Raw genomic sequence first — 13,553 nt, forward strand, 5'->3', positions numbered from 1 at the left:
ACATGGCGCAGCTACCAGCTCTCCGACATGCGCGCGCGCCATGAGATCGCCACCGAACCTGCGCCGCCGCCGCCAGTGCGCGAAGCCTTCCTGTCGGCCGGTCATGGCTGCCACATCGACCTTGAGGGCGACTGGCTCCATGGCGACCTGCCGGACCTGCGCCACGACTATTCAGCGGAGGCGCGCGGGCTCGGCCATTTCCGCTTTGCCTTCAACGGCACGATGCTGGTCGGCGGCCGCAAGCAGCCGCTGCGGTCGGTCGACACTATCCGCAAGGCGATCGACAACGGGTCGCGCAAGTTCCGCTCTCCGGCCGAATTGATCGAGGCTGTCATGAGCCAGTCGCTCGACGGCATGGCGACGGAACTCGGTGGCCTTGGTGACACGCTCGACGGCATCGAGGACCGCATCGTCTGCGACGCATGGCACAATGAGCGGCAGGCGCTGGTCGATGCGCGCCGGCATCTGGTGGTGATCCATCGGCAGATGGCAACGCTGACCAGCCTGTTCCGCCATCTCGACCATTCGCATCGCAACGATTTGCCGGATGCGATCAACGACATGGCCGCGCGGCTTTCGTACCGCGCCCATACGTTGCATCATGACGGCGAGCAATTGCAGGCGCGCGCCCAGCTTTTGCAGGATGAGCTGATGGCCAAGCTGACGACGCAGTCGAACCAGTTGCTCTACATGCTGTCGGTGATGATTGCGATGCTGTTGCCGATGACGATCATCTCCGGCCTGTTCGGCATGAATGTCGGCGGCCTGCCGCTGGTCGACACGCCGGTGGGCTTCTGGGTGGCGTCGGCTATATCGCTGGTTGTCGCGGCGGTCGTCTATCTGTTCGTCAGGCGGCTGGGGCGCGGGATGTAGCGCCGGCCTTGCGCGCCGAAGAAAACATCGACCAGGAGTAGATCGCCAGCGCCGTCCAGATCAGGCCGAAGGCGACGGCCTGGGTGCTGCCGAAGGGTTCGCCGAAAATCAGCACGGCGATCAGGAACACAATGGTCGGCGCAATATACTGCATGATGCCGATGGTCGAGAGGCGCAACAGCCTGGCCCCGAAGGCGAACAGCAGCAGCGGCACCGCGGTGACCGGGCCGCAACCGACCAACAAGGCCATATCGTTCAACGAGCCGGAGACGAAATGGTCCTGTCCGCTGGCGATGAGAAAGATGATGTAGCCCAGCGCCGGCACCGACAGCAAAAGCACTTCAAGCAGGAAACCCTGGCTCGGGCCGATTGGCAGCGTCTTGCGGAAGAAGGCGTAGGCGGCGAAGGAAAAGGCAAGCGCCAGCGACACCCAGGGCAGCTTGCCGCCCTCGACCGTCAGCACAGTGACGGCAACGGTGGCCAGCGCCACCGCCGCGATCTGCAGCCGGTCGAGCCGTTCGCCGAGCAGCAGCGCGCCGACGACGACGTTGACCAGCGGGTTGATGTAATAGCCAAGCGCGGTCTCGACTGTGCGGTCGACCGCGATCGCCCAGACATAGATGCCCCAGTTGACCGAGATCAGCGCCGCCGTCAACGCCGCCATCGAAATGGTACGCGGCGAACGCACTGCGGCCTTGAAATCCGTGGTGCGGCCGGCCCAGATCAAAACGGCAGCCGCGATCGGTACCGACCAGACGATGCGGTGCGCGATGACTTCGGCCAGCGGCAAGTGTGCCACCGCCTTCATGTAGAAGGGCAGTAACCCCCACAGGAGATAGGCGCCCAGCGCCAGCAGGAAGCCACGCCGGGCCTTTGAGTCTGCTTCGAGCTGAGTTACTTGCGTGGCCATGGCCCAACGCTATGCGCCAGCCGCCGTGCCAAGACCATCGCAAAGTTCTGATGGATCAATGGACTTTCGCTGATGGTTCAATCCTACTCCGCCGCGACCAGCCCGGCCATCTCTCGGTTCTTCATCAGCTTGTAGACGATCGAATCCATCAGCGCCTGGAACGAGGCGTCGATGATGTTTTCGGAGACGCCGACCGTCCACCAGCGAGCGCCGGTCGAGTCATGCGATTCGATCAGCACGCGAGTGATCGCCTCGGTGCCGCCATTGAGGATACGCACCTTGAAATCGGCAAGCTCGAGGTCGGCGATCTCGCTCTGGAACTTGCCGAGGTCCTTGCGCAGCGCGATGTCGAGCGCATTGACGGGGCCGTGCCCTTCGGCCACCGACATCTTCTCCTCGCCGTCGACCAGCACCTTGACGATCGCCTCGGAGACCGTCTTCAGCTGGCCGTTGGCGTCGAAGCGGCGCTCGACCATGCAGCGGAACGAGGTGACATGGAAGAACTCCGGCAGGCCGTGCAGCATCTTGCGCGCCAGCAGCTCGAAGCTGGCGTCGGCGCCTTCATAGGCATAGCCCTCGGCCTCGCGCTCCTTGACCACTGATATCAGCGCGTCGAGCCGGTGGTCGTCCTTCGGCATATCGATGCCACGCCGTTTCAGCTCGGCGAGGAAATTGGCCTTGCCGCCCTGGTCCGAGACCATGACGCGGCGGCGGTTGCCGACCGCTTCCGGCTCCACATGCTCGTAGGTGGCGGGCTCCTTGGCCAGTGCCGAAGCATGGATGCCGGCCTTGGTGGCGAAGGCGGACGCGCCGACATAAGGCGCCTGCGCTTCCGGCGCGCGGTTCAGCAATTCGTCGAACGCGCGCGACAGGCGCGATATCCCGGCCAACGCTTCGGCCGAAATGCCTGTCTCGAAGCGGCTGGAAAAGGCCGGCTTCAACGCCAGCGTCGGCACGATCGAGATCAGATTGGCGTTGCCGCAGCGCTCGCCGATGCCATTCAACGTGCCCTGGATCTGGCGCACGCCGGCCTCGACGGCGGCGAGCGAATTCGCCACCGCCTGGCCGGTGTCGTCATGGGCGTGGATGCCGAGATGGTCGCCCGGTATGCCGGCTGCGATGACCGTCCCGACAATGGCGCGCACTTCCGAGGGCTGCGTGCCGCCATTGGTGTCGCATAGCACCACCCAGCGCGCGCCGGCGTCATGGGCGGTCCTGGCGCAGGCCAGCGCATAATCGGGATTGGCCTTGAAGCCGTCGAAGAAGTGTTCGCAGTCGACCAGCGCTTCCTTGCCCGAGGCAGCCGCCGCTTCGACCGAAGCCTTGATCGCCTCGAGGTTCTCCTCGTTGGTGCAGCCGAGCGCGACGCGGACATGGTAGTCCCAGCTCTTGGCGACAAAGCAGATGGCGTCCGACTTCGACTGGACCAGTGCGGCCAGGCCGGGATCATTCGAAGCCGATACCCCCGCCCGCTTGGTCATGCCGAAGGCAACGAATTTCGCGCTCGCCGTGCGGTGCTCGGCAAAGAAGGCGGTGTCGGTCGGGTTGGCGCCGGGATAGCCGCCCTCGACATAGTCGATGCCGAACTCGTCGAGCAGCTTGGCGATGGCGATCTTGTCCTCGACGGAAAAGTCGATGCCCGGCGTCTGCTGGCCATCGCGCAGTGTGGTGTCGAAGAGGTAGAGGCGCTCGCAGCCCATGATCATTTCCCCGCAAACTCGTCCGTCGCCCGGATCAGCCGATCGAGGATGCCTGGCTCGGAATAGGCATGGCCGGCGCCCTCGATCAGATGGAAATCCGCCTTCGGCCAGGCTTTGTGCAGCGCCCAGGCGTAGCGCGCCGGGCACGGCATGTCGTAACGGCCATGGACGATGGTGCCGGGGATATCCTTTAATTTCCATGCGTCGCGCAGCAGCTGCCCCTCCTCCAGCCAGCCGGCGTGGACGAAATAGTGGTTCTCGATGCGGGCGAAGGCGACGGCGTAGTCGTCCTCCCCAAACGGGCCGCTGGTTTCGGGCTCGGGCAACAGCGTGATCGTCTCGCCTTCCCACAGGCTCCAGGCGCGGGCCGCCTCGACCTGCGCCTTGCGGTCGCTGCCGATCAGCCGCTTGCGGTAGGCGGCCATCATGTCGCCGCGCTCGGCCTCAGGGATCGGCGCGAGGAAGCGCTCCCATTTGTCGGGGAACATTTCCGAGACGCCGAACTGATAATACCATTCGAGTTCCGCGCGCGTCAGCGTGTAGATGCCGCGCACCACCAGTTCGCTGACCCGCTCGGGGTGCGTCTCGGCATAGGCCAGCGCCAGTGTCGAGCCCCACGAGCCGCCGAACACCAGCCATTTGTCGAAGCCGCACATGTCGCGCAGGCGCTCGATGTCGGCAACCAGGTGCCAGGTGGTGTTGGCCTCGAGCGAGGCATTGGGCGTCGATTTTCCGCAGCCGCGCTGATCGAACAGGATGACGTCGTAGAGCTTCGGGTCGAACAGCCGCCGGTGCTTTGGCGAAATGGTGCCGCCAGGCCCGCCATGCAGGAACAGCGCCGGTTTTGCGCCCCTGGTGCCAGAGCGCTCCCAATAGACCTGATGGCTGTCGCCAACGTCCAGCATGCCGGACTCGAAGGCCTCGATCTCGGGATAGAGGGTACGCAATTCACTGCTCATAATTTCAGGCCCTGCTGCGGCCAGTTGGCCGTCTCGTGATCAGGATGCTGGAAGGAGATGATCGATTCCTGCCGGGTGTAGTAATCGGGATCGTCGTGGATCGGCGCGTCGAAGACCTTGTCCACCCACGGCAGCCGGGCGGCGTAATTGACCTGGATCTGTGGTGCGAGGTCGGAGCGATCATCAAAAGCGCCGATAGCGATCTCGAGCCCGCCGGGCTGCCGGTAGGTCAGCGGCGTGCCGCAACGAGCGCAGAAGCCGCGATCGATGTTGACCGACGACTGGAAATAGCTCGGCTCCTCGCGCACCCATTCGACGCCGTCCTTGGGCACCGTCACCAGCGCTCCGAAAAAGGACCCGAACTGTTTCTGACACATGCGGCAATGGCAGATGGACGGGCGCCCGAGCGCCCCACGGATGCGGAAACGCACGGCGCCGCACTGGCAGCCGCCGGTTCGAACGGTCTCGGTCATGATCTTTCCTCCCGCGGCCATTGTTCGGTGTCGTGGTCGGGGTGCTGATAAGAGACAAGATCGGCAAGATAGGAGGCCGACGAGATGTCGGCCATCGTGTCCTCGCCCGGCAAGTCGTGGATGTGATCCACATAGGGGAGCTTTGCTTCGGTGCCCCACTGGATGGTCGGCGCGATCTCCTGCGGAGCGTCGAAGGCGGCGATGGCAAGCGCGATGCCATCGGGCGCCTCGAAGGTCAGCGGCGTACCGCAATCGGCGCAAAAACCACGCCATGCGACGTTGGAGGAGCGGAAGCGTTTGGGCTCGCCGCGCGTCCAGTCGAGTTTTGCGCCACGCACGGACACCAGCGGCAGGTAGAAATTGCCGCTCGCCTTCTGGCACATGCGGCAATGGCAGACGGAGGCGTCGCCCAGTGCGCCTTCGACACGGAAGCGCACGGCGCCACACTGGCAGCCGCCTGTGTAGACCGGTCTGTTGTCGAGGCTCATGGCGTCACTCCGGGGCATGGCAGACGGCTTCGATATTGTTGCCGTCGGGGTCGAAGACAAAGGCGCCGTAATAAATCGCATGATAGTGCGGACGCAGACCCGGCCCGCCATTGTCCTTGCCGCCGGCAGCGATTGCCGCGGCATGGAAGGCATCGACCTCGGCGCGGCTGCGCGCGGTGAAGGCGACGTGCTGGCGGTCCTTCGGCTTGTCCTTGCCGGCATGCAGCCAGAACACCGGCCGGTCGCGGCCATAGCCCCCGACCCTGGCGCCACCGGTGTACTCCTGCGGCACCATGTAGAGGAGTGCTGCACCGAGCGGCGCCATCGCCTTGTCGTAGAAGGCCTTGGAAGCGTCGAAATCGGAAACGGTGATGCCAAGATGATCGATCATCTTTTTACCTCCCAGGTGGTGATGCGGTCGCCGGTGACGGGGTCCTTGCCATCCTTCAGCTGTATACCTTGCGCCAGCAACTCGTCGCGGATGCGGTCGGCTTCGGCCCAGTTCTTGGCGGCGATGAGCGCAAGGCGATTGGTGATCGCCTTGGCGATGGCGTATTCATCAACCTTGGCCGGCGCAACGTCGAAGCCTAGGAACAGAAGCGACGCCTTCAGCGAAGCGGCGGCATCGTTGCCGCCGGCGGCGGCTACGTTGAAATCCACAGCCTCGCCGGCCAGTTGCGTCATCACCTGGAACGCCGCATAGGTGGCGAGATCGTCCGAGAGGGCATCCACGACTTCTACCGGCAGTTGCTTTGCCGCCGCCGGCGTCAGATCCGCCGCCCGCTTCCATTTGCGCAGCGTATTCTCCGCCTCTTCCAGCTTGCGCACGGAAAAGTCGATCGGCTCGCGATAATGCGTCATCAGCATCGCGAGCCGCAGGACCTCGCCCGGCCATTTGCGGCCGCCAAAGGTCTCGGTCTCCAGCAACTCGTTGATCGAGTAGAAGTTGCCCAGGCTCTTGGACATCTTCTGCCCCTCGACCTGCAGGAAGCCGTTGTGCATCCACACCTTGGCCATCACATCAGTGCCGTGGGCGCAGCGCGACTGGGCGATCTCGTTCTCGTGGTGCGGGAAGATCAGGTCGAGCCCGCCGCCATGGATGTCGAAGACCTCGCCGAGATAGGCGGCCGACATCGCCGAGCACTCGATGTGCCAGCCCGGCCGGCCCCTGCCCCACGGGCTGTCCCAGCCCGGCTCTTCCGGCGAGGACAGCTTCCACAGCACGAAATCGCCAGGGTTCTTCTTGTGCGCATCGACGGCGACGCGGGCGCCGGCTTGCTGTTCGTCGAGATTGCGTTTCGACAATTGGCCGTAGTCCGGCATCGAGGCGGTGTCGAACAGAACTTCGCCTGCCGCAACATAGGCATGGCCGCGTTCGATCAAGCGTTGAATCAAGGAGATCATGTCGATCTTGCCGTCGGCGCGCGGCTCGACGAATTCGGTGGCGCGCGGCTCGACCGTCGGTTCCAGGCAGCCGAGCGTCGCCACGTCCTTGTGGAACTGGTCCGCGGTCTTTTCGGTGACCCGCCGGATCGCCTCGTTCAGCGACAGCATTCCCGAGGCGATCTCGCCGCCGAAATCGCGCAGCGCGCGGGTGTTGATCTTGTCGTCGACATCCGTGATGTTGCGCACATAGGTGACATGCGCTTGCCCGTAGAGATGGCGCAGCAGACGGAACAGCACGTCGAAGACGATCACCGGCCGCGCGTTGCCGATATGGGCAAAGTCGTAGACAGTCGGACCGCAGACATACATGCGCACATTGCGCGGATCGATCGGGAAGAAATCCTCCTTCGTCCGCGTCAGCGTGTTGTAGAGGCGCAGGCCCTTCGATGCGTCAGACATTCCGTGCCTTCCCGGTCCGATACTCTTGTTTGAGCATGATCTGGTCCGAAAACCGGCTTCCACTTTTCGGGATCATGCTTTGGCTGGAGCCTTCCTTGCGCCGAGACGCAAATCAGGCTCCAGCCTGCTGGCCGGGGCGTTTGTCCACTCTAGAAGGAAGATAGGCGAAAACGTCCGGACCAGCGCGAGGCTAGCCAATAATGCAAATGCCACAAATGGCGAAAGACGTTCTCATAGGCGGCTTTATCGCCTCACCCACTGTTGCCGTCAAGTCGCAACTTTCGGCAAAAGGGTCACTGGATCACAGGTAATGACGCACCGAAACATTTTATTAAACATCTCGGCACAGTCATGAAACATTCGTCGGCTAGATCGCCAGGTGTCACGATTTGGTCGGATTCGACCAGCAAACGCGGACACGAAGACCTTACCAGGGAAGAGAGAAATGCCCCGAACCAAGCAGGAACCCAGCGGCGCCAAGCAACCGGCGCTCGCCAGCCAATATCGGGCGATCGGCCCGGCCGCGATCGTCGCCGCCCTTCTCCACACAGCGAAGAAGAAAAAGCCGGTGCAGAAGATCATATCGCCGCGCGCTGCCTGATGTGACGTGCGGCCAGCCGGTCGCCAGTAAATGGGCGCCGGAAATTAAGGGCGCTGAAGCGCCTCACGAATAGCAGATACTGCTAAAACAAGGTCATCTGACTGTCGTCCGCGCCGGGCTTCTGGCGCCTGGCCTTCTCGGGCTCCGGCCCCACGACGCCCCTTAACTGAATCTCCGGTCCGGTGTTGGCGACCTTATTGACAAGGTCGGAAACCGGGACAGCCTCGAAGAAATCGAACTGTGCCGGTCTGAGCAGGCCGGCCACATCGCGCGGCTCCAGCGTGCGGCAATCCAGCCAGCGGGCGAAATCCTGCGGATGGATCACCACTGGCATCCGGTCGTGGATGTGGGCGATGTCGGCATTGGCGTTGACGGTCAGGATGGCGCCGGTGTCCATTTCCGAACCGCCTGGCTCGGCATAGGTCTCGATCAGCCCGGCGAAGGCGACAAGCCCGCCATGCTTCGGCCGCAGCCAATAGGGCTGTCCTCTCTTGCCGCCTGATTGATGCCATTCGTAGAAGCCGGAAGCCGGCACCAAAGCGCGGCGGTGGCGCATGGCGGTGCGAAACGAGGCCTTTTCCGTTGCCCCCTCCGAGCGGGCGTTGAACAGCAGCGGAAACGCGCGTGTGTCCTTCACCCAGGCCGGGATCAGCCCCCAGCGCACCAGCATCGGCTGCCGGTCGGGAAGGTTCGAGCCCGGCGACTGCGGCAAACCGGCGACCGCCATCAGCACCGGCTGTGTCGGTGCGATGTTGTAACGCGGCGGAAAATCCTCCAGCTCCGCCAGCCCCAGAAAGGCGGCGGTCTGGTCAGGCGTGGCGGTCAAGGCAAAACGTCCGCACATGAACTAAGCTCTTCGAATTGGTGTCATCTGACGGTGACGATGGAACCGACGTCGCGCAACCGCTAAAGCTGTTCACCGCCGGCTGGTCCACAAGGTGATGCAGCGGTCGAACGGAGAGCCATGGACGAAGTGCGTAAGATACTCCCGGCTGTCTCGGTCGCCATCGTCCGCGGCGACACGGTGCTGCTGGTCAAGCGGGCGCGGCAGCCTTCGCAAGGCTTTTATGCGTTTCCGGGCGGCAAGGTCGAGGCCGGCGAAACGCTGGAAGAAGCCGCGAGACGCGAGTTGCAGGAAGAAACCGGCTTGCAGGCGCACAACTACCGCCCCCTTCGGGAAATCCACATCGACGGCAGCAACGACGGGCACCCGGTCGACTATCTGCTGACGGTGTTCGGCGCCACATATGCCGGCGGCGAACCCGTGGCCAGCGACGACGCCGAAACCGCCGCCTTCTATACGCTCAGCGAAATGAGGGCGCTGCCGCTTGCCGCTTCGGTGTTTGCCGTTGCCGACGAATTGCTCAGGAATGCAGGGGCGTAACCTCCAAAATCGCCTTGCGGGCAGCAAATTGTTTCGCCACAAAGACTTATGATCCGCGCCGCGTTTTTCCTCGCAGCTTGCCTCGCCGTCAGCACGGCAATCGGGGCGCGGCCGGTTTTGGCCGCCGAATCGCCGTTCGAGCCCGGGCTGATGCGGCTGGCGGAGGTGCTTGGATCGCTGCATTTCCTGCGCAATCTGTGCGGCGAAAAGGGCGACCAGTGGCGGCTCGAGATGGAAAAGCTGATCGCGTCGGAAAATCCCGACCCGGAGCGGCGCGCCCGCTTTATCGCTAGCTTCAACCGCGGCTACCGCTCCTTCAGCGGCGCCTACACGCAGTGCACCGCTTCGGCGACGGAAGCCATCAGCCGCTACATGAAGGAAGGCGAGACGCTGTCACGCGACATCGCCTCGCGCTACGGCAACTGACCTTGCCACCTCCGGGCTTGTGTCCGGTGGCGTCTTAGTGCAATCCTCGTGTTGCACTTCTGCAACAGCATTAACGAAACCTTATCGCGCGGATGTGGAATTAACTCAAACTGAAGGTTTTCGTCCCCCTCGCCGGCCTAATCGGCTAAGTTTAGGTCGGATCGAACGCAGGTTTGCAAAACGCTATCGACCTTGTCGAAGACGACCCTAGAAATGTCGTATTTACAAGTACTTACTTAGCCTGCGTGTAAAAAGGGACAGCCCAAGCCTGATCCGCACCTGTCGGATCGTCGCTTGAAAAGGGTGGACATCGCAATGGAACATGGCGTCAACGACATCGACGCGCTGGTCAGGGAAGAGAAGCGCCTGACCGCCGTGGAAAGCCACAGCGAGGCCTGGGCGGAAGGACTTTCGGCCGGAATCGAGCCGGAAATCATCGCCGAGGCGGCCCTCGAAACTGCGTTCGGCGAAATGCTGCGCGCCAATGGCGAAACCTCGGCCCTTGCCCTGCTCGACCGCATGCGTGAAAAGGTGATAGCCGGGGCCTTCGAACCAGGACGGCTGCGGCACTGAACCCGCATCAGGCTCTTTGGAGAGGCAAGCCGTGAATTTTTCGATGTCAGGCCAGCCGCGTGGCTTGGTCCTCAGCATCCGGCTCGCCGCTTTTTGCGCTGCGGTTCCGCTAGCGCTCTGCCTTGCGAGCTGCCCAACTTATGCGCTGAGTGAAATCAAGCGCGAGGAGCTTCCTTCGCCGGTCGCTCCGTCCCCCGACGACGACATGTCGCCGCCCGGAACTGCGGTGCCGATGCCTGGCCCGCTCGGCACGACACCGCCCGCGGCCGGCCAGCCAACGTCCCCCGACGAGCCGGAACAGGTCGAACCGGAGAGGCCAACGGACGATGGTGGCATGGCCAACCCGCGTGCCGATCCGGATGAACCCTTGCCCGAAGTCGTCTACGATCTCGGCAAGCTGCCGGAGCCGGTCAGACGCATGCACGACCTGATCGTCGAGGCCTGCAAGAGCGGCGATATAGAAAGGCTCCGGCCGCTGATCGGCAAGGGCGACACGATGACCCAATTGTCGCTGAGCGAGATCGAAGGCGACCCGATCACCTTCCTGAAAGGTCTTTCGGGCGACGCGGAAGGCCAGGAGATCCTCGCCATCATGGAAGAAGTGCTCAATGCCGGCTATGTCCATGTCGATGCCGGCACGCCGCAGGAACTCTATGTCTGGCCATATTTCTTCGCCGTGCCGCTGGACAAGCTCGACGCCAGGCAACGGGTCGAGCTGTTCAAGATCGTCACCGCCGGCGACTATGACAGCATGAAGCAGTTCGGCGCCTACATCTTCTACCGCGTCGGCATCACGCCGGATGGACAGTGGGCGTTCTTCGTCGCTGGAGACTAAGCCGCCGTTGCGGAAAACTCCACGCCTTGACTCGACCCCTGCTATTATTGGCGCGGATCGGTGAGGCTCTTGCCGATGTCCGCACCTGGCCAGAGGCGAATGCCTTCATTTCGAAGAGCCGAGATAGCAGCTTCGGCCGCCTTAGTGTCCATTTGCAAGGACTCGGCTGCATTGTGCAGTTCGTCCCTGTCCTGAAGCTTGTTCACCACCCACACGATTTTGTGCTGGATATCCGACCCATAGGCGGTTTGCGCCTTGCCTAGCGCCTCGGCCGGGATTTCTCCATAAGCCTTGACCAACGTTCCGAGATCGATAGCATCGCGGTATGCGGTGGCACGGTCCTGACATCGATCGGCATTCGCCAACAGCTTCTCGGCAAACATATCCGCGGTAATCAGGGAAGGCACATTCAAATCGTCGTCGAGATGGCCTTGCAGTTTGATGCGGCCTTCGCGGATGATTTCGAATTTGATCAATTGCCCCTTGAGCCGCACAACCGTTCTCAAACCATACTGATCGATCTGGAAATCCCGAACGGCTTCGACAGGTTCTGGGAAGAACGCCCTGACGCCCCGTTCGGTCGCACGGGTTCGCAGTTCACGATAGCCATCGGCGTCCGCACATAGGAAATCCACATCCAGTGACCGTCGGTATTCGCCGAGTTTCATGACAATCGCCGTCCCGCCGCCGAACCAGCATTGGTTTGCGGCCAGGAATTCGCGATCCATTAGTCCGAGGGCTTCGGCAATGATCCGGTGTTCTGGCCTTTTGAACTCCTTCATGACTTCCGCTCGCTGTGTGTCCTGTTGATGGTTATGGTAGCGAGGAGAAGATCAGGAGAGCAGAAGAACTTTACCGGGTGATCAACAGGACGCCGTGACCGAATTCGTTGGCTAGATTCTGTATAAGCAGCTTCTCACGCGCCGTAAGACGCTTTTGATCGATAAAACGCCAATTGCGCTCATACAGCGCAAATGCTTCTTCGGCGGGAATCGGACGTGCTACGTCACGGTTCCAGGCGAGAGCCTGGAGTTCCGGAAACTCGGCGGGGACGATCATGGGCGCGATATCTGCGTTCATAACCCCAGCAACATAATGCACGGTGCCTAAAAAATCCAACACCGTGGAAACGGCTACACCGCCAGCGCCTCGGAAAACTCCACCGCCCTGCCCTGTCCCGGGGTGACGATCTCGCCTTCCCACATCACACGTTGGCCGCGCACGACAGTGCCGACCGGCCAGCCGGTGACTTCCTTGCCGTCGTAGGGCGTCCAGCCGGCCTTCGAGCCTGCCTGCGCATTGGTGATGGTCTCACGGCGCTTCAAATCGACAATTGTGAAATCGGCGTCGTAGCCGGCGGCGATACGGCCTTTCCTGGCCATGCCGAAGATGCGCTGCGGACCGTGGCTGGACAGATCGACGAAACGTTGCAACGTCAGCCGGCCGGCATTGACATGATCCAGCATGATCGGCACCAGCGTCTGCACACCGGTCATGCCCGACGGCGAGGCCGGATAGGGCTTCGCCTTCTCGGCCAGCGTATGCGGGGCGTGATCGGAGCCCAGCACATCGACGATACCTTGCGAAATGCCGTGCCAGATGCCGTCGCGATGGCGCACTGCCCGCACCGGCGGATTCATCTGGATCAGCGTGCCCAGCCGCGCATAATCATCCGCGCTCAGCGTCAGGTGATGCGGCGTCGCCTCGCAGGTCGCGACATCCTTGTGCTGTTCGAGGAAGGCGATCTCCTCGGCGGTCGAGACGTGCAACACATGGATGCGGGCGCGAACCTGCCGCGCGATACGCACCAGGCGCTCGGTGCAGCACAGTGCCGCGATCTCGTCGCGCCACACCGGGTGCGAAGACGGTTCGCTATCGATGCGTTCTCCGAGCCGCTCGCGCAGCCGAAATTCGTCCTCGGAATGGAAGGCGGCGCGACGGCGCGTATTCCTCAAAATCGAGGCGACGCCCTCGTCGTCTTCGACCAACAGGTCGCCGGTGGACGAGCCCATAAACACTTTTATCCCGGCCGCGCCAGGCAGCCGTTCAAGATCGCCGGCTTCCTTCGCATTCTCGCGGGTGCCGCCGACCCAGAAGGCAAAGTCGCAATGCATGCGGCCGGTGGCGCGTTGAACCTTGTCGGCAAGGGCTGCTTCGCTGGTGGTCAGCGGGTTGGTGTTGGGCATTTCGAAGACGGCGGTGACGCCGCCCAGCACCGCCGCCCGCGAGCCTGTCTCCAAATCTTCCTTGTGTTCAAGCCCCGGCTCGCGGAAATGCACCTGGCTGTCGACGACGCCCGGCAGGATGTGAAGCCCGCGACAGTCGACCGTCTTGCCGGCGGAAGCCTGGCCGAGATCGCCGATGGCGGCGATGCGCCCGCCATTGATGCCGACGTCGCGACGGCCCTCACCATCGTGGTTGACCACCGTGCCGCCTGTCAGGATGAGGTCGTAGGTCGTGGCCATGCTGATCCGGTCTCTTGCGGG

General features: G+C 62.9%; 17 protein-coding genes. 6 read left to right on the top strand and 11 right to left on the bottom strand.

Going from position 1 to position 13,553, the window contains the following annotated elements:
• The first annotated feature begins 27 nt into the window (after window positions 1–27).
• The gene (locus IQ26_RS12990; protein ID WP_240547101.1) at window positions 28–873 is read left to right on the top strand and encodes a CorA family divalent cation transporter; all 846 of its coding nucleotides are present in this window, start codon (window positions 28–30) and stop codon (window positions 871–873) included.
• Here the strand turns inward: IQ26_RS12990 and rarD are convergent.
• From rarD to cysS, 7 genes are all read right to left on the bottom strand, one after another.
• Window positions 848–1,783 carry an EamA family transporter RarD gene (gene rarD, locus IQ26_RS12995; RefSeq protein ID WP_145717526.1) on the bottom strand — a complete coding sequence of 312 codons (936 nt, stop codon included), beginning with the start codon at window positions 1,781–1,783 and terminating at the stop codon, window positions 848–850. The genes IQ26_RS12990 and rarD overlap by 26 nt on opposite strands.
• An 83-nt stretch (window positions 1,784–1,866) precedes the next feature.
• A complete protein-coding gene (gene cimA, locus IQ26_RS13000; RefSeq protein WP_407660241.1) occupies window positions 1,867–3,489 on the bottom strand; it encodes a citramalate synthase in 1,623 nt (540 codons plus the stop codon).
• Window positions 3,486–4,442: a prolyl aminopeptidase gene (gene pip, locus IQ26_RS13005; protein WP_145717528.1), complete on the bottom strand. Its 957-nt coding sequence runs from the start codon at window positions 4,440–4,442 to the stop codon at window positions 3,486–3,488. The genes cimA and pip overlap by 4 nt, the downstream gene beginning before the upstream one ends.
• Window positions 4,439–4,915, bottom strand: coding sequence for a GFA family protein (locus IQ26_RS13010; RefSeq protein WP_145717529.1), 477 nt, complete (start codon window positions 4,913–4,915; stop codon window positions 4,439–4,441). Before IQ26_RS13010 ends, pip begins: the two co-directional genes overlap by 4 nt.
• A complete protein-coding gene (locus IQ26_RS13015) occupies window positions 4,912–5,403 on the bottom strand; it encodes a GFA family protein (protein WP_145717530.1) in 492 nt (163 codons plus the stop codon). Before IQ26_RS13015 ends, IQ26_RS13010 begins: the two co-directional genes overlap by 4 nt.
• A gap of 4 nt (window positions 5,404–5,407) precedes the next feature.
• Window positions 5,408–5,794: a VOC family protein gene (locus IQ26_RS13020; RefSeq protein ID WP_145717531.1), complete on the bottom strand. Its 387-nt coding sequence runs from the start codon at window positions 5,792–5,794 to the stop codon at window positions 5,408–5,410.
• Entirely contained in the window at window positions 5,791–7,248 is a 1,458-nt protein-coding gene (gene cysS / locus IQ26_RS13025) for a cysteine--tRNA ligase (RefSeq protein ID WP_145717532.1), read from the bottom strand. The genes IQ26_RS13020 and cysS overlap by 4 nt, the downstream gene beginning before the upstream one ends.
• Before the next feature lie 445 nt (window positions 7,249–7,693).
• Between cysS and IQ26_RS39690 the strand changes: the two genes are divergently transcribed.
• A complete protein-coding gene (locus IQ26_RS39690) occupies window positions 7,694–7,849 on the top strand; it encodes a hypothetical protein (protein WP_126040534.1) in 156 nt (51 codons plus the stop codon).
• An 82-nt stretch (window positions 7,850–7,931) separates the two neighbouring features.
• On the opposite strand, the gene IQ26_RS13035 is transcribed toward IQ26_RS39690, so the two are convergent.
• Window positions 7,932–8,693 (bottom strand): SOS response-associated peptidase, encoded by a 762-nt coding sequence (locus tag IQ26_RS13035; RefSeq protein ID WP_145717533.1) that lies wholly within the window; start codon window positions 8,691–8,693, stop codon window positions 7,932–7,934.
• Between the two features lie 120 nt (window positions 8,694–8,813).
• Between IQ26_RS13035 and IQ26_RS13040 the strand changes: the two genes are divergently transcribed.
• From IQ26_RS13040 to IQ26_RS13055, 4 genes are all read left to right on the top strand, one after another.
• A complete protein-coding gene (locus IQ26_RS13040; protein ID WP_145717534.1) occupies window positions 8,814–9,233 on the top strand; it encodes an NUDIX hydrolase in 420 nt (139 codons plus the stop codon).
• A 48-nt stretch (window positions 9,234–9,281) separates the two neighbouring features.
• A complete protein-coding gene (locus IQ26_RS13045) occupies window positions 9,282–9,659 on the top strand; it encodes a TIGR02301 family protein (protein ID WP_145717536.1) in 378 nt (125 codons plus the stop codon).
• A gap of 315 nt (window positions 9,660–9,974) precedes the next feature.
• Window positions 9,975–10,232 (top strand): hypothetical protein, encoded by a 258-nt coding sequence (locus IQ26_RS13050; RefSeq protein WP_077381793.1) that lies wholly within the window; start codon window positions 9,975–9,977, stop codon window positions 10,230–10,232.
• A 31-nt stretch (window positions 10,233–10,263) separates the two neighbouring features.
• Window positions 10,264–11,067 carry a hypothetical protein gene (locus IQ26_RS13055; RefSeq protein WP_162457946.1) on the top strand — a complete coding sequence of 268 codons (804 nt, stop codon included), beginning with the start codon at window positions 10,264–10,266 and terminating at the stop codon, window positions 11,065–11,067.
• A gap of 44 nt (window positions 11,068–11,111) precedes the next feature.
• Here the strand turns inward: IQ26_RS13055 and IQ26_RS13060 are convergent, their stop codons facing one another.
• From IQ26_RS13060 to IQ26_RS13070, 3 genes are all read right to left on the bottom strand, one after another.
• Window positions 11,112–11,849: a nucleotidyl transferase AbiEii/AbiGii toxin family protein gene (locus IQ26_RS13060; RefSeq protein ID WP_145717538.1), complete on the bottom strand. Its 738-nt coding sequence runs from the start codon at window positions 11,847–11,849 to the stop codon at window positions 11,112–11,114.
• A gap of 70 nt (window positions 11,850–11,919) precedes the next feature.
• Complete coding sequence (locus IQ26_RS13065; protein WP_097577268.1) at window positions 11,920–12,147, bottom strand: hypothetical protein; 228 nt, start codon at window positions 12,145–12,147, stop codon at window positions 11,920–11,922.
• A 53-nt stretch (window positions 12,148–12,200) separates the two neighbouring features.
• Window positions 12,201–13,532: a dihydroorotase gene (locus IQ26_RS13070; protein ID WP_145717540.1), complete on the bottom strand. Its 1,332-nt coding sequence runs from the start codon at window positions 13,530–13,532 to the stop codon at window positions 12,201–12,203.
• Window positions 13,533–13,553: the final 21 nt, after the last annotated feature.

It is taken from the genome of Mesorhizobium tianshanense (assembly GCF_007830515.1).
Taxonomy (GTDB): Bacteria; Pseudomonadota; Alphaproteobacteria; order Rhizobiales; family Rhizobiaceae; genus Mesorhizobium; species Mesorhizobium tianshanense.